At 69.1% G+C, this 24,462-nt stretch carries 20 protein-coding genes; 9 read left to right on the forward strand and 11 right to left on the reverse strand.

The window, feature by feature from the left end; all coding sequences use genetic code 11:
* Window positions 1–13: 13 nt before the first annotated feature.
* Window positions 14–1,432: an amidohydrolase family protein gene (locus ACQEVC_RS26340; protein ID WP_432882397.1), complete on the forward strand. Its 1,419-nt coding sequence runs from the start codon at window positions 14–16 to the stop codon at window positions 1,430–1,432.
* Window positions 1,433–1,674: 242 nt separating this feature from the next.
* Here ACQEVC_RS26340 and ACQEVC_RS26345 read toward each other — a convergent pair whose 3' ends face one another.
* Window positions 1,675–2,082, reverse strand: a complete 408-nt coding sequence (locus ACQEVC_RS26345; protein WP_432882399.1) for a hypothetical protein — start codon at window positions 2,080–2,082, stop codon at window positions 1,675–1,677.
* 794 nt (window positions 2,083–2,876) lie between these two features.
* Here ACQEVC_RS26345 and ACQEVC_RS26350 point away from each other — a divergent pair.
* A complete protein-coding gene (locus ACQEVC_RS26350) occupies window positions 2,877–3,923 on the forward strand; it encodes an SMP-30/gluconolactonase/LRE family protein (RefSeq protein WP_432882402.1) in 1,047 nt (348 codons plus the stop codon).
* Between the two features lie 106 nt (window positions 3,924–4,029).
* Here the strand turns inward: ACQEVC_RS26350 and ACQEVC_RS26355 are convergent, their stop codons facing one another.
* The gene (locus ACQEVC_RS26355) at window positions 4,030–4,863 is read right to left on the reverse strand and encodes a glutaminyl-peptide cyclotransferase (protein WP_432882404.1); all 834 of its coding nucleotides are present in this window, start codon (window positions 4,861–4,863) and stop codon (window positions 4,030–4,032) included.
* Window positions 4,864–5,517: 654 nt separating this feature from the next.
* Here ACQEVC_RS26355 and ACQEVC_RS26360 point away from each other — a divergent pair.
* Complete coding sequence (locus tag ACQEVC_RS26360) at window positions 5,518–6,480, forward strand: RNA-guided endonuclease TnpB family protein (RefSeq protein WP_432882407.1); 963 nt, start codon at window positions 5,518–5,520, stop codon at window positions 6,478–6,480.
* Between the two features lie 11 nt (window positions 6,481–6,491).
* Here the strand turns inward: ACQEVC_RS26360 and ACQEVC_RS26365 are convergent, their stop codons facing one another.
* The gene (locus ACQEVC_RS26365) at window positions 6,492–7,478 is read right to left on the reverse strand and encodes an alpha/beta hydrolase (RefSeq protein ID WP_432882409.1); all 987 of its coding nucleotides are present in this window, start codon (window positions 7,476–7,478) and stop codon (window positions 6,492–6,494) included.
* 812 nt (window positions 7,479–8,290) lie between these two features.
* Here ACQEVC_RS26365 and ACQEVC_RS26370 point away from each other — a divergent pair.
* Genes ACQEVC_RS26370 through ACQEVC_RS26385 form a run of 4 tightly spaced genes read left to right on the forward strand, consistent with a single transcriptional unit; the run spans window position 8,291 to window position 12,205 of the window.
* The gene (locus ACQEVC_RS26370; protein WP_432882411.1) at window positions 8,291–9,472 is read left to right on the forward strand and encodes an extracellular solute-binding protein; all 1,182 of its coding nucleotides are present in this window, start codon (window positions 8,291–8,293) and stop codon (window positions 9,470–9,472) included.
* A 10-nt stretch (window positions 9,473–9,482) separates the two neighbouring features.
* Complete coding sequence (locus ACQEVC_RS26375) at window positions 9,483–10,508, forward strand: carbohydrate ABC transporter permease (RefSeq protein WP_432882413.1); 1,026 nt, start codon at window positions 9,483–9,485, stop codon at window positions 10,506–10,508.
* Window positions 10,508–11,374, forward strand: coding sequence for a carbohydrate ABC transporter permease (locus ACQEVC_RS26380; protein WP_432882416.1), 867 nt, complete (start codon window positions 10,508–10,510; stop codon window positions 11,372–11,374). Before ACQEVC_RS26375 ends, ACQEVC_RS26380 begins: the two co-directional genes overlap by 1 nt.
* Window positions 11,375–11,380: 6 nt before the next feature.
* Complete coding sequence (locus ACQEVC_RS26385) at window positions 11,381–12,205, forward strand: FG-GAP repeat domain-containing protein (protein ID WP_432882419.1); 825 nt, start codon at window positions 11,381–11,383, stop codon at window positions 12,203–12,205.
* A gap of 131 nt (window positions 12,206–12,336) precedes the next feature.
* Here the strand turns inward: ACQEVC_RS26385 and ACQEVC_RS26390 are convergent, their stop codons facing one another.
* A complete protein-coding gene (locus ACQEVC_RS26390; RefSeq protein ID WP_432882422.1) occupies window positions 12,337–12,894 on the reverse strand; it encodes a GrpB family protein in 558 nt (185 codons plus the stop codon).
* Window positions 12,895–13,041: 147 nt separating this feature from the next.
* Here ACQEVC_RS26390 and ACQEVC_RS26395 point away from each other — a divergent pair, with 147 nt between their 5' ends.
* The gene (locus ACQEVC_RS26395) at window positions 13,042–14,232 is read left to right on the forward strand and encodes a phospholipase A2 (RefSeq protein ID WP_432882425.1); all 1,191 of its coding nucleotides are present in this window, start codon (window positions 13,042–13,044) and stop codon (window positions 14,230–14,232) included.
* Between the two features lie 521 nt (window positions 14,233–14,753).
* The gene (locus tag ACQEVC_RS26400; RefSeq protein WP_432882427.1) at window positions 14,754–15,131 is read left to right on the forward strand and encodes a DUF7674 family protein; all 378 of its coding nucleotides are present in this window, start codon (window positions 14,754–14,756) and stop codon (window positions 15,129–15,131) included.
* A 785-nt stretch (window positions 15,132–15,916) separates the two neighbouring features.
* Here ACQEVC_RS26400 and ACQEVC_RS26405 read toward each other — a convergent pair.
* From ACQEVC_RS26405 to ACQEVC_RS26435, 7 genes are all read right to left on the reverse strand, one after another.
* Complete coding sequence (locus ACQEVC_RS26405; RefSeq protein ID WP_432882430.1) at window positions 15,917–16,489, reverse strand: RICIN domain-containing protein; 573 nt, start codon at window positions 16,487–16,489, stop codon at window positions 15,917–15,919.
* A 273-nt stretch (window positions 16,490–16,762) separates the two neighbouring features.
* Entirely contained in the window at window positions 16,763–17,392 is a 630-nt protein-coding gene (locus ACQEVC_RS26410; RefSeq protein ID WP_432882433.1) for a response regulator, read from the reverse strand.
* The gene (locus ACQEVC_RS26415; RefSeq protein ID WP_432882436.1) at window positions 17,389–18,669 is read right to left on the reverse strand and encodes a sensor histidine kinase; all 1,281 of its coding nucleotides are present in this window, start codon (window positions 18,667–18,669) and stop codon (window positions 17,389–17,391) included. Before ACQEVC_RS26415 ends, ACQEVC_RS26410 begins: the two co-directional genes overlap by 4 nt.
* A gap of 25 nt (window positions 18,670–18,694) precedes the next feature.
* A complete protein-coding gene (locus tag ACQEVC_RS26420; RefSeq protein ID WP_432882438.1) occupies window positions 18,695–19,435 on the reverse strand; it encodes an ABC transporter permease in 741 nt (246 codons plus the stop codon).
* 10 nt (window positions 19,436–19,445) lie between these two features.
* Window positions 19,446–20,354 carry an ABC transporter ATP-binding protein gene (locus ACQEVC_RS26425; protein WP_432882441.1) on the reverse strand — a complete coding sequence of 303 codons (909 nt, stop codon included), beginning with the start codon at window positions 20,352–20,354 and terminating at the stop codon, window positions 19,446–19,448.
* Window positions 20,355–20,503: 149 nt separating this feature from the next.
* Window positions 20,504–23,695 (reverse strand): AfsR/SARP family transcriptional regulator, encoded by a 3,192-nt coding sequence (locus tag ACQEVC_RS26430; protein ID WP_432882444.1) that lies wholly within the window; start codon window positions 23,693–23,695, stop codon window positions 20,504–20,506.
* A 154-nt stretch (window positions 23,696–23,849) separates the two neighbouring features.
* Entirely contained in the window at window positions 23,850–24,380 is a 531-nt protein-coding gene (locus ACQEVC_RS26435) for a DinB family protein (RefSeq protein WP_432882446.1), read from the reverse strand.
* Between the last annotated feature and the right edge of the window lie 82 nt (window positions 24,381–24,462).

Consider the following 24,462-nt stretch of genomic DNA (forward strand, 5'->3'; position numbering starts at 1 on the left):
GGATAGGCGAAGCGTGATCGCGTTCGTCGGGGTCACGGTGATCGACACCACCGGTGGGCAGCCAATGCCAGACCACACCGTGGTCGTCGAAGGGGATCGGATCATCGGGCTGGGTGGGCGGCGCGATATCCGCGTCCCGCGTGGTGCGACGGTCGTCGACGGCACGGGAAGGTTCCTGATCCCGGGTCTGTGCGATATGCACGTCCACAGTGACGTGCATGAGGCGATCATCCCACCGCTGTACATCGCGAACGGGATCACCACGGTGCGCGAGATGTCGGGAGCCGACCATCTCCACCGATGGCGGGATCGGGTCGAGGCCGGCAGCCTGCTGGGCCCACGCTCGATCATCGCGAGCCCTTTGATCGACGGCGCTCCGGGTCTTTGGGCGGGCCTGAACGCGGTCTCGTACATCGAGGTGACCAACGAACCGGAGGCGCGAGCGGCGGTCCGCCGGGTCGTGCTGGACGGTGCGGACTTCGTCAAGGTCTACTCACGACTGTCCCCCGAGGCCTACTTCGCCGTCGCTGACGAGGCCCGACGCCAACAAATTCCGTTCGCCGGACACTGCCCCGACAACGTGCCGATCACCGAGGCCAGTCAGGCCGGGCAGCGCAGCCTCGAGCACATGTGGGGGACCTGGTACTCGACCTCCAGTCGGGAAGCGGAGATACGCCGGGCGATCGCCGAGATCCGGATCGAGCCTGGTGACTACAACAGCTGGTTCAACCAGGTGCATCCGGTGAACTGGCTGGCCGCGCGCAGCTACCATCCCGGCAAGGCGGCGGCGGTCTTCGCCGGATTCGTTGCCAACCAGTCCAGGCAGGTCCCGACCCTCATCGCGATGCGGGCAATCGCCATGCCCGACGAGGTGTCGCGAACCGACGAGCGGCTGAAATATCTGCCGGCCGTTACGGCCGGGGAATGGTGGTGGGCGCTGGACGAGTTGTTCGCGGCCGGCCGCGGTCCGACCGAAGTTGCCCAGCACCGGGAGCTTTTCGACCGCCAGCTCCGGCTGGTTGACGAGATGCGCCGGGCCGGGGTGCCGATGCTGGCGGGCACCGACAGCGCCACGCCGGGGTGCTTCCCCGGGTTTGCCTTGCACGATGAGCTGGCGCTGCTCGTGCAGGCGGGGCTCACCCCCATGCAGGCGCTCCAAGCGGCGACCCTCGAGCCTGCCCGGTTCCTCGGCCGGCAGGACCACGAGGGGACGATCCGCCGCGGCAACCTAGCCAACCTGGTGCTGCTGGACGCCAACCCGCTCGACGACATCCGCAACACCCAGCGGATCCAGGCGGTGGTGGTGCGGGGCCGATTCATCTCCGCCAAGGAGCGAGAGCGCATGCTCGCCGAGGTCGAGGCCGCGGCGAGGGAAGTCCCCGCCGATGCCCCCGCCACGGTGGGCTGTCCCTGCATGGGCCGACCAAGCTGATCACTGCCACTACTCTGATCACTCCCACGCGGTACCCGCGTATCACGGGGTAGTGAACCTTTTTCAACCTCCCCTCGTGGTCGACGGACCGCAAGGCCGGACGCGGTGCGTAAGCGCCGCGCGGTCCAGGTTGAAAAGGTTCAGTGGTCAGCTACCACACTCTGCCCGCTTACCGGTAACGCCCGCAACCGCGGACCACGGGCTTGGTAACGCCGGGCGTGATTCCGCAGATTCAGGGATGCTCAGCCACCAGGGTGGCGCCAGTCCCGGCGGTGAGAGGGCTCCAATCTCTGCCAGCGTTTCATAATCGGTGTCTCCCGTCGGCGGAATTGGACGGGGGCGGCGCCAGGCTCCGACCTAGGCGCCGTCCCCGTAGGCACCCACCCGGTTGAGAAGGTGGCGAAGGTGCTCGCGGTGCGCCAGGTGGTGAGGTTGGGTACCGCCCCGGCCTTTCCGTTGCCGACGGTGAGCCCGTGCAGCGGGTTGGTGTTCGGCCGGTTGTAGACGATGTCGTGCTTCGACAGGTAGTTGGCGTAGTTGACGTTCAGGGTGCCGGTGCTCGGATTGAACGCGGCGTCGGTGGGCGCCGCTGCGGCCGGAGAGGCCGGGTCGGTGGCGACGAGGCCACCGGTGAGCAGGGCGGCGAGCATGACGCGGATCGGATATAGCCGGTCGATGGGCTGGGCGCCCGCAGCCGGCCCGCCTCGGACCGGGTGCGGTGGGTCCGGGGCGGGCCGGCGGGTGACGAGGCGGGTCAGCGACGCGGGGCACCCAGTAGAGCAGTTGACCGGCGACCAGCGCGGGGTGGGTGTCGGGCAGCCGATGCTGACGTTCAGCGTTCGACAGTGGCGCGGGCTTGTAGCTCTGGCCAAGAGCCAGTAACGATATCCGTGCCGGATCTGCGACCTGGCCCGTTACGCGGAATTCCTCTCCGTCGACTGTCATCGTGACGGGCTCCGGCACGACTGGCATGGTGGCTCCTTCAAGCGGAGGGATGACACGGTCGCGGATCCTTCGGCAGGCGGCCGTCGGCGAACGCCGCACGTGCCTCGTCATACCTGGTGACCAGCCAGTACTCCAACCTGTCACCTGTCTGCCCCCCGTACCCGCTGCTCTCGTGCCACCGCCGGACCGCTGAAGTTCCGTGGTTCTGCTCGGCTTCGGCGCCGAGCTGATTGTGGCAGGCCACAGCGAAGGTGGTCACCCGTCCGCTGATGGCGCGGGCATGGGAAGCGGCAATACGCATTGAGGAACATCAATCTCTGCTATGCTGACCTCCAGCGAATCACCGGTGCAGGACCGACGCGGTCCGCTGGTTCACAACCTTGGCTGCCTCATACCCACATCGGGGCCGGCACTCACGCCGTACCGGCTATCGCGACCGCGACCGCGCACGCCGCCGGCAGCCGGTCTTCGCGACCGCCGACCCCGATTGGAGTATTCGATGACCTGGCGTCCAACCGTCGCCGTGCTGGTGGGCCTGTGCCTCGCGCTCGGCACCGCGACCCTTTCCACCGGTGTCGCCGCCACACCCCCGGAGCCCCCGGCCGCGGGCGTGCCCGCCGGTCCGCCCGGCGCACCGCCCGGGGTCTGCCCGGCGGGGACCGAGTACGGCCCACCGCTGCCGACCAGCTCGGTAGCTGCCACGAGGATCCAGAGTGGGTACTCGTTCCTCGAAGGGCCGGTCTGGGTCGCCGACGGCGGCTATCTGCTCTTCTCCGACATGGCCGCAGGTACCGGGCCGGAGAACGTCCAGCCGTCCACGATCCGCCGGTTCACCCCGCCGGCGACCTTCGACGCGTTCATCGCCAACGCCGGCAGCAACGGCCTGGCGCTCAGCGCCGACGGCCAGCAGATCGTCGCGGCCACCCACGACCAGCGAAACGTCTCCGCGTACCGGCTCAGCGACCTGACCCGGAGCACCGTCGCAGCGGACTACCAGGGCCGGGCGTTCAACTCGCCCAACGACGTCACGGTCCGTTCGGACGGCGTCGTCTACTTCACCGACCCGAACTTCCAGCGCGGCAACCGCTCGGACCAGATGAGCGGGCGTACCAGCGTCTTCCGCGTCGTCGGCGACCAGGTGTCACTGGTGGACGACCAACTGCGCCAGCCCAACGGCATCGCGCTCTCGCCGGACGGAACCGCGCTGTACGTCGGCGCCTACTCCGAGAACAAGATTTACAGGTACGCCGTCCAGCCCGACGGCAGCACCGGCGCCCGCAGCGTCTTCGTGAGCTACCTCGGTGGTCCAGACGGCGTCACCGTCGACTGTGCCGGCAACGTGTACTGGGCGTCGGGCTCGGACGGTCTGGTCCACGTCTACTCGCCCGCAGGCAGCCAGCTCGGCACGATCCGGGCCGGCAGCTCCGGTACGACCAACGTGGCGTTCGGCGGCCCCGACCGGCAGACCCTCTACATCACCTCGGGCCCGAGGAACGACTCCGGCCTGTACAGCGTGCGGCTCGACATCCCCGGATATCCGTACTGATCAAGAGCCTCGGGAAGGGCGTACCGGTGCGGACCGGGCCTCGCGGCCCTCGATGCCGTCCATGCCGACCACCGACGGTGCGACGAACCCGCCCGTCAGACCAGCGTCACCCCGGGCCGCTGGCACCAGCTCGGGCCGGAGCGTCGATGTTGTCACCGACCGTACTGACGAATCTGACCAGGAAGGTCTGCGGCCAGAGCTTTCCGGTGATCAGGAAGGTGTCGGTACACGGGACGGCGGCGATGCCGTTGAGGACGTCGACGTTGCCCTGTTCCGATTCGGGCAGTAGCCCGGCCGCGTCCACCACGGCGTTGACTATCCCGGTGTCGGGGTCGATGCGGACGATCCGGTCGGTGAGCCAGACGTTGGCCCACACCTGGCCGTCGACGCACTCCAGTTCGTTGATGTAGGGGAGTGGTTGACCGTCCAGGGTGACCGGTACCGCACTCCGTACCTGGAACGTCGTGGGGTCCCGGAGAACCAGCTCCGGCCGGCCATTGCTCATGACCAAACGGCGGCGGACCGGATCGTGGCACAGCCCCCACCCCTCGCCGGCGTACCCGACCCGCCTGACCTCGGCGAGGGTGGCCCGGTCGCGCAGGAACGCGAACTCCTCCCGGTAGGTGAGCTGCCAGATCCGCCCGCCGACGATCGTCATACCCTCCGCGAAGACGGTGTCCGGCAGTGCTAGCCGCTGGCGTACCGTGCCGGTCCGGGGGGTGACGACCCGCAGGTCGGACTGGCCGTACAGGCCGGTGCTCTCGTAGAGCATCCCGTCATGGATCTCCAGCCCCTGGGTGTACGCCGCCCTGTCGTGCGGGTAGCTCGCCAGTACCTGTACCCGCAACTGCTCCACCGGGGCGGGTACCGGCCCCGGCGGCATCGGTCCCGGCAGCACGGCCGTCCCCAGTGCGACGAGGGCCGCCCAAACCGCTACCACGTGGCCGCCTCCATCCGTGATCGCCGCGCCGCCGAACATCCGACTGGACGCCCCCCGCCCAACCTACCGCACACAGCGAGGGCCATCTATCGATGAGACCCGCTGCTAGTGCGGTGGCCAGTAACGTTCGCCGGGTTTCTGTCGTACCCGTGGGTTTGACGGTGCTGGTGCCTCGTCGTTGGGATCCGGCCGCTCCTGTGGTGGTGTATCGGACTGCGCGGGTGGGGTTGCGGTTGACGGTGGGTCAGCGGCGGCGGTGTTTCGGCCTGCTCCGATCGGCGGGGGACGTGTGGGCGTGTGTGTTGGAGGTCAACGCGTGGCGTCGGGCCCGTCGGGATGCCCCGTTGGCGGGCTATCAGGAGTTGTGTCGGGAGTTGGCGGCTGCCGGTCCGGGGACGTTCGGGGACCTGGACTCTGTCGGTGCCCGGTCGGTGTTACGCCGGTTCTCCGACGCCTGGTTCGCGGCGGTGAAACGCCGCAAGGACGGCGATACTACGGTCCGGTTTCCGCGTCGTCGCCGGTTTCTGATGCCGGTGCGCTGGTACCACGGCACCTTCACCGTCGATGACCGGCGGGTGCGGGTGCCGACCGCTCGTCGTACAGGCCCGTTGTGGCTGCGGCTGGCCCGACACCTGCCCTACCCCGGCCGGCCAGGTGCGATCGGTCACTTTGCTGTCCGAGGGCGGTCGGCTGTTTCTCGATGTGACCGCCGAGATCCCGGTGGCGGAATACAAGCCGGGGTGTGGTCCGGATCCGGGGCGGATGGCGGGGGTGGATCTGGGGGTGATCCATCCGTACGCGGTCGCCGGCCCCGCCGGGCCGGCGCTGTTGGTGTCCGGGCGGGCGATCCGGGCCGAGCACCGTCAGCATCTCGCGGATACGAAGAAGCGTCGTCGGGCGGTCGCCGGGCGGGCACCCGCGAAGGGACAGCGCGGGTCGCGGCGGTGGCGCCGGTACCGGCGTCGGGCGCGGCTGGTGGAGGGTCGGCGTCGGCGTCGGGTCCGGCAGGCCCAACACGAGGCCGCCAAGACCGTGATCGGCTGGGCGATCGCACAGCGGGTAGGCACCCTGCGGGTTGGTGACCCGCGCGGGGTCCTCGACATTCAGGCGGGTCGGCGGCACAACCTGCGGTTGCGGCAGTGGCAGATCGGTCACCTCATCCGCATCCTCCACGACAAGGCGACCCTGGCCGGGATCAGAGTCGACCTCGTGGACGAGCGGGGGACCTCGTCGACCTGCCCCGCCTGCGTCCGGCGGATACCAAAACCATCCGGACGGGTCCTCACCTGCCGGTACTGCGGATTCTCGGGCCATCGTGACCTGGTCGCGGCGGCCATCATCGCCACCCGCACCCCGGGCGGCGGACCCGCCACCCCACCCACCCCCGCCGCCGCTGTGCCGGTGGTGTCGGGTGGGGTGGTCACGCACCGTCGAGCCGGCCGACACCTACCCGGTGTCGGCCGGTCCCGACGTGACCCCCGCCGCCCACCACAACACCTCGGGCGGTGTGCGGGTCGGTTGACCAGCGGTGGCCCGCCCCACCAACCACACGATGGGGAGTCGCTCGCCGTCACCGGCGAGGATCCACAACACCACCGGAAACCCGGTGAACGTTAGTGGACACCGCACTAGCGGTCGCCGGTGCGCAGGGAGGCCAGCAACAGCGGAAGAGAACGATGCAGCTCCCGCTGCCAGTACGGCCAGGAGTGCGTGCCGTCGTAGCAGTGGGCGGTCAGCCGGGCGCTCATCGGGCCGAGTTGGGCGGCGAGCGACCGATTTGCCACGTCGATGCTTTGCTCGTCCCGATCCACCGGAGTGCCGGCGGGGTCGAGCGGGCCGGGGCTTCCCGTTCCCCAGGCAAGGTAGACCGGTATGCGGGTGAGCCGCCGCGCGAGATGGTACGGATCGTGCGACTGCCAGATGGCACGCTGCGCGTCCGGGTCGCCCCAGAGGTCGAGCAGCCACGGGGACTCCTCGAAGGCCCGTCGCCACAGCGCGGTCCAGTGTGGATGCGACAGATGAACCGGTCCGCTGTAGCTCGCGGCGGCACGGAACAGGCCGGGCCTGCGGGCGGCGTACAGGAGGGCGCCGAAGCCGCCCATCGACAACCCGGCGACCGCCCGTCGAACACCGGCGGCGTAGTGGCGTTCCAGTAGCGGGCGCAGCTCGTCCAGGTGGAACGTCTCCCACTGTGGCGGACCGCCGGCACCGGCGTTCCACCAGTCGCTGTAGAGGCCGACAGCGCCGCCGTCCGGCATCACGACCAGTGCGTGACGCAGCTCGGCGCTGTGCGCGATGTCGGTTGCCTCGGTCCACTCTGCGGCGTGGCCCCCGGCGCCGTGCAGCAGATACAGCGTCGGCCAACTCTGACCCGATCGGCGCCGGTGCCAGCCGTGCGGCGTCAGCAGCCGTACCGTGGCCGTCTCGGCCGGTGCCGGTGACTCGACGGTCAGGTCGACCAGGCGGGAGTCGACCCGCCGTTCGGCGATGACGCGGATCCGGCGCGCTGCCCCGCCCGCGTCCGCCGTACGCGCCACGGCAGGTACCTGGGTGGCCACCGCCAGCAGCGGCGCCAGGGTGAGCATGGTGCGCCGGGACAATACGGGTACGGGCATTACGGGTCCTTTCCGGCGGAACGACGGTGCCAAGGCATCCCGGCCGGGAGCCAGGGCGGTACGTCGAGCCAACCGGATCCACCCGAATGTGTCAGTAGCCCGGGCGTGACCCTCGGAGGTCTCGCCAGAGTTACCGTCTCCGGATCCCCGACCGCTGGTCATGACGTTGTCGAGGGCCTGCGCCCCGTCGCACTCGGCGATGTCGACCCGGCCCAGCGGAAGCGCTGGGATCTTCCGGAACTTCTCCGATACAAGATGGCATGGGCCTCGCTGATGATCCTCGGTGCATCGCTCATCCGGGCGCTTCTCGGGCGGGTAGTAGACCAGCAGCTCGCCAGTGGAGCGTGCGCCGCGTTGCTGCCGTCGTCGCCGTCACCTCGGCCGAGGGTGTCGGCGTCGCCATCCGCACCGCGATGGTGACGCCACCCTCGGCTCCGTCCCGGCCATGGAAGTTTCAGAAACGTGTCTTGTTTTTCTCGGTTCCGTCTGCGAGTCTTTGCCGGTCGATAGACACTTGATGTGACGCTCGACGGCGATGGTGGCGGCCGTTAGGTGCTGTGGGCCCGGCGGCCGGACCGGTGTCTGTCGACAGGTGGGGACAGGGTCCTCCGCATCCACTGCGGACCGCCGGGACCGGCGTTCCTGTTCGTCCAGAGGGAACTCAGCGGGGTGCACTCGGCAGAGAGGACAGGTTGATGAGGGCAGGAAAGCTACTGACTTTGTCGGTAGTCCTGGCGACGGGCGTGCTGGGAACGGCCGCCTGTGGTGCGGGGGACTCGGAGGGCGACAGCAGTAGCGGCGGCAACGTCACGATGAGCTTCTGGCACAACGCCACGGCGGGTCCTGGCAAGGCCTTCTGGGAGAAGACCGTCGCCGACTTCGAGGCCGCCAACCCGAACGTGAAGATGGAGATCCAGTCCATTCAGAACGAGGACCTGGACGGCAAGCTCCAGACCGCGCTGAACTCCGGCGACGCCCCTGACGTGTTCATGCAGCGCGGCGGCGGCAAGATGGCCGCGATGGTCAAGGCTGGCCAGCTGATGGACATCACCGGCGGGATCAGCGACGCCACCAGGAAGGTGGTCTCGGAGGGGTCGTTCAAGGCACAGACGATCGACGGCAAGGTCTACGCGATGCCGGTGGCCGTGCTGCCCGGCGGCTTCTTCTACAGCAAGGACCTGTTCGGCAAGGCCGGCATCACCCAGACGCCGAGCACCCTCGCCGAACTCCAGACCGCCGTCGACAAGCTGAAGGCCGCAGGCACCCAGCCGATCGCCCTCGGCGCCAAGGACGCCTGGCCGGCCGCCTTCTACTACTACTTCTTCGCGCTGCGCGAGTGCAGCACCAGCACGGTCACCGAGACCGCCAAGAGCATGACCTTCGACGACCCGTGCTGGCTGAAGGCCGGCCAGGACGTGCAGCGCTTCGCCGCAACGCAGCCGTTCAACAACGGATTCCTGACGACGTCGGCCCAGCAGGGCGCGGGAAGCTCGGCCGGTCTCCTCGCCAACCACAAGGCGGCGATGGAACTCATGGGTGCCTGGAACCCCGGTGTCATCGGCTCGTTGACGCCGGACAAGAAGCCGCTGCCCGACCTGGACTGGTTCCCCTTCCCCAGCATCGAGGGCGGCGCGGGTGAGCCCGGCGCCATCCTCGGCGGCGTCGACGGCTACTCCTGCTCCGCCAAGGCCCCCAAGGCGGAGTGCACCGCCTTCCTCAACTTCCTGTTGCAGACACCCGTGCAGGAGGCCTACTACAAGGCATTCCAGGCACCGCCGGTGAACAGCGAGGCCCAGGGCAAGGTGACCGAGCCGCATCTGAAGTCCGTGATCGCGGCATACAGCAAGGCCCCGTTCGTCTCGCAGTGGCTGGACACGGTCTACGGGCAGAACGTCGGCAACGCCCTCAACACCGCCGTGGTGAACCTGCTGGCCGGTAAGGGCAGCCCCGAGGACATCGTCAAGGCGGTCAAGACCGCCGCCAAGAGGGCCTAGAGATCCGTACATGATGTTCGATACAGAGCGCGAGAGCGTACCGCTCGCGCGGGACCGGTCGGCGGGTCTGACGACGGTCGGGGGTGGCGCGCCTGTCGTGCCGCCCCCGGTCGGGCGCGGTGCCCGGAAGGGCATCGGGTGGCCCGCCCGGCTGGAAATCGCGCTGATGACGGGGCCGACGCTGCTCGTCTTCCTGTCCTTCGTCATCTTCCCCGTAGCCATGGCCGCCTACTACGGCTTCTTCAGCTGGCAGGGGTACGGCCCGCCGACCGAGTTCGTCGGCCTTCGCAACTACCTGCTCGTCTTCCAGGACGGCACGTTCGTCGACGCGTTGCAGCACAACGCCGCGATCGTCGTGCTCTCCCTGGTGCTCCAGGGGCCGGCCGCCGTCCTGCTCGCCCTGCTGCTGAACCGGAAGATGCGCGGGCAGACGCTCATCCGGGTACTCGTCTTCGTCCCCTACGTGATCTCCGAGGTGGTCGTCGGCACCGGCTGGAGCCTGATGCTCCAGGGCAACGGCGCCGTCAACGCCCTCCTCCAGGACCTCGGACTGGGCTGGCTACAGAGCGACTGGCTCGCCGACCCGGAGAAGGCGATCTGGACGCTGATGGGCATCCTCACCTGGAAGTACATCGGCTTCGCCGTGATCCTCTTCCTCGCCGGGTTGCAGGGCATCCCGGACGAGCTGATCGAGGCCGCGGCGATCGACGGTGCGTCCTACTGGCAGATCCAGCGCCGTATCACGCTGCCGCTGCTCGGGCCGACGATCCGGATCTGGGCCTTCCTGTCGATGATCGGTGCCCTGCAACTGTTCGACCTCGTCTACATCATCTGGGGCCAGTACGTCGCCTCCACGGCCGGGACGTCGACGATGGCCACGTACATGGTGGCCAACGGTCGCAACGCGGGGGAGTACGGATACGGCAACGCCGTGGCCGTGATCCTGTTCTTCGTCTCGCTGGTCGCCGCGCTGGTCTACCAACGGTTCGTCCTGCGCCGTGACACCGAGGGCGCGATCACCGGAGGGAGGAACTGATGGCCGCGACCGCCGTAGCCGCGCGCAGGCCGACCCGGGGCAGCCGGAAGACGGCCTGGGGAAGCCCGGCCGTGTATTTCGTCGCGCTGCTGCTCATCGGGGCGATGCTGGCCCCGGTCGGCTACATCGTCCTCGGTGGCTTCCGTACGAATGCGCAGATCACCACCGACCCGGCGGGATGGCCGAGCCCCTGGCAGGCCAGCAACTACCTCGACGTCCTGACCGGCGGCGTGTTCTGGCAGCAGGTGCTCAACTCCACCATCGTCGCCGGATTCACCACCGCGGGCGTCGTCACCCTCGGCCTCATGACGAGCTTCATCCTGGCCCGCTACCGGTTCCGGGGCCGGGGAGCGATGTACTCGCTCTTCGCCGCCGGCCTGATGTTCCCGCTCACCGTGGCGATCACCCCGCTCTACATCCTGGTCAGGACCCTCGGACTGATGAACACGCTGCCCGGGGTGATCCTTCCGCAGATCGGGTTCGCCATCCCGATGACGATCATCATCCTGGTCCCGTTCGTGCGGGCCATCCCGGACGAGATTCAGGAGGCGGCGTCGATCGACGGCTGCAGCCGACTGGGCTTCTTCTGGCGCATGGTGCTGCCGCTCTCCAAACCGGGGGTGATCACCGTGGCCATCCTGACCTTCATCGCTAGCTGGAACAGCTACCTGCTGCCGCTCTTCATCCTCAACCGGGAGGAGACCTTCACGCTGCCCCTCGGAGTGCAGGCGTTCGCGTCGCAGTACTCGGTCGACACGGCCAAGGTCCTGGCGTTCACCTCCCTGTCGATGCTCCCGGCGTTGTTGTTCTTCAGTCTGTTCCAGCGTCGGATCGTCGGAGGGCTGACCGGCGCCGTGAAAGGTTGACCCATCATGTGGGGGAAACGACCGGTCATGGCGGTGGTGCTGGCGCTGGCCACCACGGTGACGACCGCGCCGCCGGCAGTGGCGGCGAGGCCCGGCGAGCCGTTCTACGGTGACGTCAACGACGACGGCCATCGCGATCGGCTCACCGTCTACACCGGTGCTGCCGACAACTGCGGATGCTTCGTCTCGGTCGCGTACGGCAGGCCGGGCGGCGGCTACCTGTCCCCGGTCGGCCACCGCTACCTCGAAACAAATGCCATCGGACCGCACAACTGCCCGGACATGGGTACCATCGCCGACCCGCGCGGGGACGGCCGTCCGGAACTGCTGCTCGCCTTCAGCGACAACAACAACCGCACACCGCTCCGCGACGTACTGGTGCTCGACGAGGACTTCCAGCTCGTGCACGACCGGCAGATAGGCGGCGGCTTCCACTGGTTCATCGGTACTGCGGACTTCAACGGCGATGGTAGGGACGACGTCTACGTCCAAGGCCTCGAGTGCGCGGGGTTCGCCCGCGTGATCAGTGACGGCACCGGAGGATTCCGACCCGACGAGTTCAGATGGGCGGGCGACGTCTCGTCCATCGTCGACGACCTCGACGGCAACGGCACCAGCGAGGCGGTGATCACCTGGTCGTTCCCGACCTGTTGCGGGTCCACCTCCGACGCCGGGACCGGGGTGCTGGTGCTGCACGGCGACGGCCGGATCCAGCACCTCGAACGCTGGATGACCGAGGACGAGTGGTACGTGAGATCGTCACGGCCAACGACTGGATCACCAGCACCGCCCCGATCACGATCAGGGAGTACCCCCGGCACGGCCGGGTGACGATCACCGCCGACCGGAAGGTGCGGTACACCCCGAATCCCGGCCACCTCTTTCAACCTCCCCTTGCGGTCCGACGGACCGCAAGGCTGGATGCGGTGCGTTAGCGCCGCGCGGTCCAGGTCGAAAAAGGTTCAGTGGGTTACGTCCAGGTGTCGAAGGATGTCCTGGATGAACGGTGCCTTGCCAGATCTGTATCTCTGCCGGTCATGGTCGTCCGCCGCCGCGAGATCGGTCTTGATCCGGGCGTACTCGGTGGCGAGGTCCGGGTGCCGGCGGAGGTGGTCGCGGAAGAGCAGCAGGTGTCGCCAGTGCCGGGACCCGTTCTCCCAGATGTGCAGGTGGTGGGTGCGCCACGCGATGTCGGGGAAGCAGAACGACCACTTGCGCTGCTCCCGGTCGCCAGGCTCGGGAGCGTGGACCCAGCCGATGGCGCCCAGCTCCGCCACGACGCGGGCGCTCTGGTCATAGTCCTCGAGCAGGGCGAGCATGTCGATGATCGGCTTGGCTGCCAGGCCGGGGATCGACGTGCTGCCGATGTGTTCGACGCGGCCGACGAGACGTTTTCCGAGCGCGGCCTCGATCCGGGTCTGCTCGTGGGCGAAGGCGGCCGGCCACCGCGCATCGTACGGAACGATTTTGATGGGATCCCGTCGTCGCGGTGGTCCCGCGGAGCCGGTGCCTGCTGCCACCCGTCGAGGGTATGACGAGGACACGCGTCGCCGTCCGCACTGAACCGATTAAACGCCACCACCGGAACCACCTCCAGCCGGCGTCCAATCTCCGTTCAGTCCGCGCTGGGAGCTTGTCGGAAACCGGCACCAGCGATGGAGGCGACAGTGAAACGGACAGGCACGGCACGGATCATCGGCCGGAGATCGGCGTGGACACTCGGGTTGACGCTGGCGCTGGTCGGGGCGTTGGCAAACACCCTACCGGCGCACGCCGGGGCGCGAGCGAACCCCGGCGCGCCGAGCATCCCCAAGCTGGCGGCCTCAGCTCCGGCCGGCGTGTCCAAGGCGACGCCGGACGCCGCCAAGCGACCCGCTGGCCCACAGCAGGCGCTGGACAAGTCGGACGGCGCCGCGATGAAACTGGGTACGAAGGACGCGGGTGCAGCCACCCGCAGAGTCGACGGCACCCAGGCAGAGGCCCCGGGGTGCACGCCGTACATCAGCGGATACGTGACCCGGGTCGGTCTCGACGTGCGGATCGACTACCTCGCAGAGATCGTCTGCAACTTCTACCTCGCGGGCGCCGGCCAGGCGTACCTGATCGAACGAACGACCGGCTCTCCGTACGACGGGCAGGTGGTCGCGGCCGCTGGTGTTTTCAGCTTCGGCAATGACTACTACGGCTACAGCCTCGGGGCGGTGCTGATCGACGGCCGGGTCTACGATGGCGGTAGCCAGCTGGAGATCGGGTTCAATCTGGCGTTGCAGACGCTGGACGGATCAACCTGGGCCGGCTGCTTCGCACTGCCGGCGGGGCAGCGCTACCTCAGCGCCTGCGCCGGCCTCGGCACCCCCACCATTTCGGTGTCGGTCGGGTCCGGAGTCTTCGGCACCGGGCTTGCCCCGAACCGGCTGGCGGTGCTGGCGAGCCTGACGCAGACCGGTTCCGACAGCTATGCCGGGTGGGACGCGGCCCGGCTGAACCAGGCGCTCTTGGCCGCGTACATGTTCGACTGGTCCAACGACGGCTGTACCGGCGCTCCGGACAACCCGCTCGGGTTCGCCTTCGAACTCTCCTGCATCCGCCACGACTTCGGTTACCGCAACTACAAGGCGGCCCAGCGGTTCCCGGAGAACAAGGACCGCCTCGACCTCGCCTTCTACGGCGACATGCAGCGGGTCTGCGCGACCTACTCCGACGCGCTGCGGCCGCCCTGCTACGGCCTGGCGACGATCTACTACGAGGCGGTCCGGATCTTCGGCCGCCCGAACGTCACCTCCGAGCAGCTCAAGGCCGCCGAGGAACTGATGCCGGAGGGTACGACCGGCAAGGCCCCGCTGGCCAAGACCGGCTGAGCACCGGCCTGCGCGGCCACCAGCCGGCTGCCACTCCTAACGGAACCCGGCCGCCAGTGGCCGGGAGGTGGCGGCAGGCGTACCAGATCGCTCCCCGACCCGGCGGACCCGGCGGCGCCCGTAACCTCCGTCAGCGATACCGGCACGGTGCACGGCGAGTCTGCGACCAGGCTCGCCGTGCACCGCATGGTCCCGCACCGCCGACGGGAAATTGGCACATCCCTCGTACGGCTGCTGCCGGTCCGGGGCTACGCTCCGCCCAGTGACCAGAGCCTGGAACTGATCATGAGGACGGCCGAGAAGTGGACGTGAACCCCGCCCCGGACTGGCACAAGTCGTGGGGCTGATCGTCGCGTACGCCCGAGCCGGGTAGCAGGCCCAGCTCAGCGTACGCGTCCGGGTCTTGAAACCCGACGGGGTGCGGGTACGGCGCGGGCGACAGAAGTCAGGCTGACGGGCGCGTCGGATCCAGTTGCGACGGCGGACCTGGGAACGGCAGGTGACGGAGGTGGTGGTGGCAAATGACAAGGGCTGAGGAACGCTTCGCCCTCGATCTCGTCGAGAGCTTCCCCAGCCTGGGGGAGAACCTCGACTTTTACTATCACGATCCGGAAGAGTTCCTTGCGCACATCTTTTTCGGGGTGGAGGTGACGCGCAAGGTGGTTGCTGCGTACGTCGCGAACCCTGGCGATGGCGCGGGTGGTGACCAACTCGACTGGCGGGGAGTGCTCAATTTTCTCAATGAGTGCCTACGGTCCGGCGACGAGGCCGTGAGAACCGTAATCGGGACGTCGTTCTTGTTCCAGCTCCCACTGCCGGGCCAGGAAGGATATGCCATCGTGGAACAATTGGATGATGAGTTGGCTCGGCTCTTCAGCGTCGCGAGACCGAATGGCTGACCAGGCGCTTTGCCGTAGCCATCCCGTCTGATGCAGGTCATGCCCGCCGGAAGGGCTGGCGGTGGGGTACGTCAGGTACGCCTACGCCACCACGGCATCCCGGTCGCTGCCACCGGGTCATGATGGGTGCGACGTTGAAATACCTCGTCCAACGGACCGAGTATGCGCTGCACCTCCCGGCGCGCCTGCGGGCCGAGCGCCGTCAAGGCTTGTTCCAGCACGTCGCGGTGCTCGAGTGGGTCACAACAGGGACAGCCCGCGTTGGCGGCGTCCTGCAGCAGTCGTGCGGACGACCCATGAACGGTGCGTCTCCACGCCATCAGAGCACCAGCGACCGCACCGGGCCACAGACGCGCACGCTCGACGGCCACGATCTGCCTGACGGTTCCGGCGCTCAGCCCATCGATCGCCGCAGTCGTGCGGCTTTCACCCCGGCGGGGAAGCCCTGCCCGCGCCACCGCCGGTGACCTACGCGCCATCGATCTCTCTGATCATCACCATGAAGACGATGATCGCATTCGGCGGGTGCTCGGCGCGAGTCGGCACGCATCCGGATGTCTGCCGCTGTACGTGCGTGCTGGCCCGAGTCGGGGCCTTCACGCTCCGTGGCCGCCGTACCGGCCACGCCGCATCCGACGGTGGTCGGGGCATGCGCGCCGATCACGGACGGGCCGGTCGGCAGGCCTCCCGTCCGGCTGGCAACGATGACGGATACCCGGTGGCAACCCGGTGCGGGGGCAGGACCCTCCCCGCACCGGGTCCGGGCTGTCGTGGTCGCGCCCGGGTCAGATCAGCCATTCCTCGTTGTACGGCGCGGGTTCCTGGAAGTTTCCGCACGGGTACTGGATGAGCGGGACGTTGTTGGCCGTACCCGCCCCCTTGACTACGAGGCACATGTCGCTGTGATAGTTGCGGACGTGGGCCCAGCCCGTGGCCAGATGTTCGATCGTCCACTCCTCGTTGTACGGGGCTGGCTCCCGGACGAGCGCACACGGCCACTGGACGATTGCCGCCCCGCTTGCCCGGCTCGCTCCCTCGACGACGAGGCACTGGTTGCTGTGGCGGTTGCGGATATGGATGGTGTTGCCGGTGCCCACGGGTTCGATGAACCACTCCCCGTTGTAGGGGGCGGGACCGCTGAACTCGCACTCGTACTGGATCACCGGAGCCCCGGTCGTAGTGGATGCTCCCTGCACCGTCGCGCACTTTCGGCTGTGGCCGTTGAGGAGCCAGTATGAAACGGCGGACGCCTTCGCCCGGTCGGCCGAGGCCACACCCGGGCTCATCACGACGGCTGCCGCCACACTTACCAACAGGGACAGTACGAGTAAACTTGACGCCCCGTTACGCCAGCGCATAGTTCTCCCTCACCGGTCGACTGTGCTCTCCGCCCTGCGGTGGCGGGACGGTGGTGGCAGCATACTTATGCCATTGATTTCTGGCGATGCAATTTCGGTGGCCACGTGTGTCAGGCGACGAGGTTGCCGGCAGGTCAATCGTCATCGCCAGACGGATGTAGCAGCGGTCGCTGCTCTTTCCGAAACGCCTCCGGGACATGAGCTGCGGCGTCGCCTGCCGCCGGCACCGGTTTTCCCCGCCCTGCCGGATCGACCCGGCCTTGGTCGAAGGCGTCAGCCCCGTGGTGTCAGGTAGCCGCGGGAGAAGGCGGTGGCCACGGCGGCCGCCCGGTCGTTGACGCCGAGTTTCGCGTACACGTGCAGCAGGTGGGTCTTGACCGTCGCCTCGCTGATGAAGAGTTGCCGGGCGGCCTCGCGATTGGTGGAGCCCTGGGCGATCAGCTCCAGGACCTCCAGTTCACGCTGCGACAGCGGCTCCGTGGCCGGTTGGCGGATCTGGCCCATCAGCCGGGTGGCGACGGCGGGGGAGAGGACCGCCTGTCCGCGCGCGGCAGCCTCGACCGCGCGGAACAGCTCCTCCCGCGGCGCGTCTTTCAACAGGTACCCGGTGGCGCCGGCCTCGATCGCGGGCAGCACGTCGCTGTCGGTGTCGTACGTGGTGAGCACCAGGATCCGGGCCGGCACACCGCGGCTGGCCAGTTCCCTGATCGCCGCGACCCCGTCGGTCCTCGGCATCCGCAGATCCATCAGGATCACGTCGGGCCGGAGCTTCTCCCCGGCGGCGATGGCCTCGGCGCCGTCGCCGGCCTCGCCGAGCACCTCGAAGCGCGGGTCGGCGCTGAACATGCCCCGCAACCCGTCCCGCACCACCGGGTGGTCGTCGACGATCAGCAGCGATATCAATCCGCACCTCCGGCGGGGATCGCCGGCACGGCCGCCGAGATCGCGGTACCGCCGCCCGGCTCGGACTCGATGTCCAACCGGCCCGCGAGACGCTGTACCCGCTGCCGCATGCCGCCGAGCCCGAACCCTCCGTTCGTGGAGCCGTTGGCCCGCTTGGCGCCGGGTTCGAAGCCGACCCCGTCGTCCCGTACGTCGAGCGTCACCAGGTCCTCCATGTAGGACAGGGTCAGGCCGACCCGGCTGGCCCGGGCGTGTTTCGCCACGTTGGCCAGCGCCTCCTGCGCGGTCCGTAACAGTGCCACCTCGACGTCGGCGTGCATCGGCCGGGCGTCGCCGGTGGTGGTCAACACCGTGTCGATGTGGTGCACCTCCGCCCAGCGCCTGGCCACGTCGTTGATCGCGTCCGGCAGCCGGGCCTCGGCGAGCATCGCCGGCTCCACCGCGTGCACCGTCCGACGTGCCTCGGTGAGGCTCTCCCGGGCCAGGTTCATCGCGTTCGTCACATGCCGGCGCGACGGCGACGGCTCGTCCAGGGTCTGCTCGGCGGCCTGTAGCTGGGCGAGGATGCCGGCGAGCCCCTGGGCGAGGGTGTCGTGGATCTCCCGGGCCATCCGCTGCCGCTCGTCGAGGACCCCGGCCTCGCGGGCCTGGACCAGCAACTGGGCGTGCAGGCCGGCGTTCTCCTCCAGCGCCGCCTCCAGCTTGACGTTGGTTTCGTGCAGCTCGACGAGCGCCTGCCGCTGCCTGCGGTTGCGCTGGTCGGCCAGCTCGGCGAAGTAGAAGAACGCGCCGGCCAACACGACGCTGACCAGGCTGATGGCGATCCATTCCGGCCACGCCCCGGCGACGAGGTCGGCCGCTCCACCCAGGTACCCCACCGCCGAGATCAGTGCCGTGGCCGCGACGCCGGCATAGCGCCAGCGGCCTTGCAGGTACAGGAACGCCTGGGGGTAGCCGATGAAGGTGAAGAGGGTGAAGAAGGGCGCGAGCGCCACCAGGCCGGCGGCCAGCACCATCAGGCCTGTGTAGTAGAGGCCCATCAGCGGGGTGTTCTGGTGCCACTCCGGGTGGAGGGTGTGGAAACAGAGCAACCAGAGCACGGTCGCGAGCGTGAGCCCGAGCACCGCCGAGACGTGCATCGGCCCGTCCCAGGCCGGCCGCAGCAGCGTGAGGAGGAGGCTGGCCGCCAGGAGGAGGTACGGGAGGACCTTGAAGAGCGCTATCTCCCTGCGCTCCCAGCGGTCGAACTCCGCACGCAGCTCGGCTTCGATGCTCACGACCTACTCCTCGGCGCTCAGCGACCTACTCCCAGCGGAAGTACCGCGCGGCCAGCCCACCGGCCACGATCGTCCAGCCCAGCATGACAGCCAGGTGCAGCGGCTGCGGCCAGTGCCCGGCCGTCGCATCCTGCAACGATTGCACGGCGGAGCCGAGCGGGCTGAAGTCGCTGATCGTCCGCAGCACGTCGTTCATGTTGTCGCGTGGTATCCAGAGGCCGGCGAAGAACACGATCGGGAAGAAGAGTACGGTCCCGATCGCGCCGGCACTCCTGCCGCTCGGCGCGAGCGCGGCGACGAGCAGACCGATCGCGAACATTGCCAGCGCTGCCAGCACGTAGCCGAGCAGGTAGGCCGGAATCTGCCGGGGCAGGCGTACGTCGAACGCCAGCCGGCCGACGGCCAGCACGACCGCCATGGTGCCCACGGACATGATCGTGGACATCAGTAGCTGCGCGCCGAGCATCATCGCGGGTTTGACCGGGGTGGTCCGCATGCGCCGCAGCACACCCTTCTCCCGGTACGTGGCGAAGAGCTGGGACAGGCCGTTGAGCGCGAACATGGCGAGGCTCATCGCGACGATGATCGGCACGTACAGGTCGATCACCCGCAGGCCGCCGAGGGACTGGTCGGGTTCCCGGAACGGCGGCACCGCCCCGAAGATGCCGAGCAGGATCGGGGGGAACGCGAGCGCGAAGAACACGATTATGGGCTCGCGGAGGAACAGCTTGGTTTCGGTGGCGGTAAGCCGGGACAGGGCGGACAAGGCGGTCTCCTCAGGCTTCGAAGGGTCGGCCGGTGAGCGCGACGAAGGCGTCCTCCAGCGAGGTCTGCTCGATCCGCAGGTCGGCGGCGACGACCTGGTTGCGGGCGAGCACGGTGGTCACCGCGAGCAGCAGGTTTCCGGTACCGGTGACCACGAGCTGGCCGCCGGCCCGTTCCACCGATGTGACTTCGGGCAGCGCGGTCAGCACGGCGTGGTCCAGCGGCGCCGACGGCCGGAACCGGATGCGCTGCTGATCGTCGATCCTCGAAACGAGCCCGGCTGGGGAATCGAGCGCGACGAGCCGACCTGAGTCGATCACGGCCAGCCGGTCGCAGAGCCGCTCCGCCTCCTCCATGAAGTGCGTGACCAGCAGGATCGTCACGCCCCGGTCGCGGATGTCCTCGATCAGATCCCAGGTGTCGCGTCGCGCCTGCGGGTCCAGGCCGGTGGTGAGTTCGTCGAGTACCGCCACCCTCGGGTTGCCGATCAGCGCGAGTGCGATCGACAGCCGCTGCTTCTGCCCGCCGGACAACCGCCGGAACTGCGTGCCGAGTTTGTCGGTGAGTCGCAGGGTGTCGACCAGATCCCGCCAGTCGGCGGGCTGGCGGTAGAAGGAGCTGAACAACTCCAACGCCTCGCCGACCTTGAGCTTGTCGGGCAGCTCGCTCTCCTGGAGCTGCGCGCCGAGCAACTGCCGCAGCTCACCGGTGTCGCGTCGCGGGTCGATGCCGCAGACCTGGATCGCGCCACCGTCCGGGGTCCGTAACCCCTCGACGCACTCGACCGTGGTGGTCTTGCCCGCCCCGTTGGGGCCCAGGATGCCGAAGATCTCGCCCGGCTCGACGGCGAAGCTGACCCCGTCCACCGCGGTGTGCTCGCCGTAGCGCTTGACGAGGCCGTCTACCTCGATGATTGCCATACCGGAAAGCGTGCCGTCCGCGGCCCGGTACCGAATCGACCACGCAGCCACCGCTGGCGCGGGACGCGATGGGTCCGCCGATCAACCGATCGGTGGATGCCCGGTCAGCCGCCGTGACGACCGCTACGAAGACTTGCCGAGTAGGGCGCTCAGGCTCCATGGCGACGCTTGGCTGAGGATCGACCCGGAGGTGCGTCGAGGTCGGATGCGCCGATGACGGATTCCTCGCAATTGCCGGTGAGTGCGGCGAGACGGGCGCGGACATCCTCGGCCTCGGGCACGCCGAGCTCGGTGTAGGTGGCGTGGGCCTGTTCGTAGTGGATCCGGGCCAGATCGGGGTTACCCAGCACCCGGTGGGCGTCGCCGAGACCGGTGTGGACGCGGGCCTGTTGGTACCGGTTGCCGGTGTCGGCGGCGATGGCGAGCGCCTCGGTGTAGTGGCCCAGGGCCTCCGCCGGGCGTCCGGCGAGCTGGGCGGCATCGCCGAGGCCGTTGAACGCCCATACCTTGCCGTACCAGTCGCCGATCCGGCGGCAGATGGTGAGTGCCTGCCGGAAGCATGCGACGGCCTGTTCCCACTCTCCCTGACGGAGGTGGACGTTGCCGAGCGTGTCCCGGATATGGGCCTCGGCCCTCGGGCTGCCGAGCTGTTCGAGAAGCGTCAGGGACTGCCGCAGGTGGTCAGCGGCCAGTGCGTAGCGGCCCAGCCGCAGCTCGGCGTTGGCGAGGTTGTTCAGCGTGGTCGCTTCGTAGAAGCTGGCCCCGACCTCCCGGAAGATGACCAGGGCCTGTCGGTGGTAGTGCGCGGCGTCCTCGCCCCGGCCCAGCCGGTTCTCGACATTGCCGAGGTTGGTGAGCCCCTTGGCCTCACCGAGCCGGTCTCCGGCCTGGCGGAACAGCTCGATACTGCGCCCGAAGTTGTCGATCGCGTGCTCGTGGTCGCCGAGGCGGTGGACGGCAATGCCAAGGCCGGACAGCGCGAGGGCCTCACCGACGCGGTCGCCTGCCTGCGTGAAACGGGTCAGCGCCCGCTGCAGATGATCGACGGCTTCGTCGTGCCGACACATCCGGTTGTAGGCGTTGCCGAGCTGACGCAGCGTGTGGGCTTGCCCGACGAGGTCGCCCGCCTGCTCGGCGGCGCGGTGGGCGTGGCCGTTGATGACCAGCGCATCGGTGGGGTAGCCGGCATCCAGGTAGCGCTCCAGGATCCGGGCCAGCCGGACCGGGTAGCTGGAGTTGCCCTGCGACGCGGTGTGCGCCGCCGCCGCCACCAGACAGAACCGTTCGTCCTCCAACCAGGCGTAGGCGCCATCCGGATCGGCGAACTCCGGAACGGGGGTGACTGATGCGATGACCTCGGGCATGTGGCTCGCGTTGGCGGGATAGAGGGTGTTCGTCGCGGACACCGTGGCCGCCTGGTAGTAGTCGAAGAGCCGCTGCTGGGCGGCCAGGCGCTGCTGGGCGGTTTCTTCGCTGGTCGCGAGGTGGGCGGCGTACGCGCGCAGTAGGTCGTGCATGCCGTACCGGCCACGACCGACCCGGTGCACCAGGTGGGCGCGGGCGAGCAACGTCAGGGTCCGACGCGCCTGGTCGAGGCCGGCGTCGGTCAGCGCCGCGACCGCGTACGGGTCCAGGTCGGGGCCGGGATGCAGGCCCAGCAGCCGGAACGTACGTGCGGCATCCAGGGGTACCTGCTGGATCGACCAGGAGAAGACCTCCCGTACGGCGGCGTACGGGTCGCTGCCGGCATCGAGCAACTCCAGCCGGGCCTGCCGGTCGGCCAGCTCCGTCACCAACTCGGCGAGCGTGCTGTCCGGCCGGGCCACCACCAGCTCGGCCGCCACCCGTAACGCCAGCGGCAGCCGGGCGCACTGCTCGGCCAACGTCGCGGCGGCCTCCGGCTCGGCGTCGACCCGGGCGCCGATCAACCGGCACAGCAGACCGACCGCCTCGGCGGGCGCGAGCAGGTCCAGATCGAGGCGGTGCGCGCCGTCCACGGCGACCAGCCCCGCCAGGCTGTCCCGGCTGGTCACCACCACCAGGCAGGAACCGGTGCCGGGCAGCAACGGACGCACCTGCGCCACGTTGGCGGCGTTGTCCAGCACGATCAGTATCCGCCGCCCGGCCACCTCGCTGCGGTACCGGGCGGCCCGCTCGTCCGGGTCCAGTGGAATGTCCTGCCCGGTCACCCCGAGCGCGGTGAGGAACCTCGCCAACGCATCAGCGGGAGACATCGGCTGATCCGGGTCATAGCCGCGCAGGTTAACGTACAACTGGCCGTCCGGGAACCGATCGGCCACCCGATGGGCCCAATGCACTGCCAGCGCGGTCTTGCCGACTCCGGCGGTGCCGCCGATGGCCGTGACCACCACCGCCTGCGGGGCCCGGTCGTCGATGGGGTGGCCCAGCAGCTCGTCGAGGCGTCGCAGGTCGGTGGCGCGGCCGGTGAAACCGGCCACGTCGGCGGGAAGCTGCGCCGGCCGGTGCGCCAGGCCCACGGCAGCGCCCGGCCGCCCCGCCGGGCGCTCACCCGGGCTCCCCGGCGGGGCGGTCAGGGTCTCGACCGGCGCCGCGGTCCGGTCAGGTGTCCCGATGGTGGCGGTCGCGGCAAGTTCCGGGTCATGCCGCAGGATCCGCTGGTGCAGCTCCCGCAGCGTCGGCCCGGGATCGCTGCCCAACTCGTCGACCAACCGGTCGCGCATCAGCCGGTACTGCGCCAGCGCGTCGGCCTGCCGACCGCAGCGGTACAGCGCGAGAATCAGCTGTCCGGCGAGCCGCTCGTCCAGTGGATACGCACCCGCAGCCGTAGTCAGCTCGGGCAACAGGTGGGCATGCTCGCCGCGGCGCAGCAGCACATCGTTGCGGTCCAGGACAGCCGCCAGCCGCTCCGCCTCCAGCCCGACCGTGACCATCCGCAACCAGTCACTGTCCAGGTCCGCGAACGGCCTGCCCTGCCACAACGCCATCGCCCCGTGCCACAGGGGCGCCGCATGGTCGTCGTCGGCCACCTGTCTGGCCCGCCTGACCAGCGCCCGGAAGTGGTGCAGGTCCACCGCCGACTCGTCCACCTCCAGGGTGTAGGCGCTGGACCGCCGGGCCGGCACCGGCCCGCCCGCGTCGCCGAGCACGCCTCGGAGCCGGGACAGGTAGGTATGCAATGTCTGCCGGGCACGCGACGGCTGCGCCGGACCCCACACCCGGTCCACCAGCGCATCGAGGGAGACCAGGCTGCCGGGCTCGACCAGCAACGCCGCCAGCACGGTCCGCTGGCGGGCAGGGCCGAGCGGGACCTGGCCGCGCTCGCCGAACGCCACCACCCGGCCCAGCACCCGAAACCGCATCAACCCGTCGACCTCCGTGATCGGTGCCCAACCGGAGACGATATGACACCCACACCAGGACCAGGGGTCGCTCACGTCGCTGACCAGCCAACCGCCGTCAGCGACTCGCCGGACGATGTGGATCCGGCGCCGGGCCGGTCGGCCCATCGACCGGTTAGCCCATCGACTTGGACCCGTCGAGGGTCTCTCGGATGATGTCGGCGTGCCCGGCGTGCTGCGCCGTCTCGGCGACGATGTGCTGGAGTGCCCGCCGTGCGCTCCACCGCGCACCCGGCTGGAACCACGGCGCGGGCGGCAGTTCGTGCCCGGCGTCGAGGTCGGGCAGCGTACGCACCAGCTCGTCCGTGCGCTTCGCGACCTCCTCGTACGCCTCCAGCAGCGCGGCCAGAGTCTCACCGGGCAGCATGCGGAACCCGGCCGCGTGCGCCTCGTACGCGCCGGGATCGTCGCCGGCCGGCATCGCCGAGGTCCCCTCGACGATGAACCGGGCCCACTGGCGCTCCATCGCCGTGACGTGCTTGATCAGCCCGCCCACGCAGAGCTCACTGGCCGTGCTGCGGGTGGCCGCCTGCTCGTCGTCGAGCCCGCGCGCGGTGAGGCGCAGGAAGAACCGCGCGTTGCCCAGCGACTCCAGCAGATCCGCCCGCTCGCCGGTCACGGTCTTCTCGGAGGTCGTCGTCGCCATGGTCATCACCCTTCGATCGGAAGTCGCCTCGCCGCGTTGGCTACCTTGACGCTACGACCCATAGCGGCCAGATTCTGACCGC

The sequence above is a fragment of the Plantactinospora sp. CA-294935 genome, from assembly GCF_050936445.1.
Classification (GTDB): Bacteria; Actinomycetota; Actinomycetes; order Mycobacteriales; family Micromonosporaceae; genus Plantactinospora.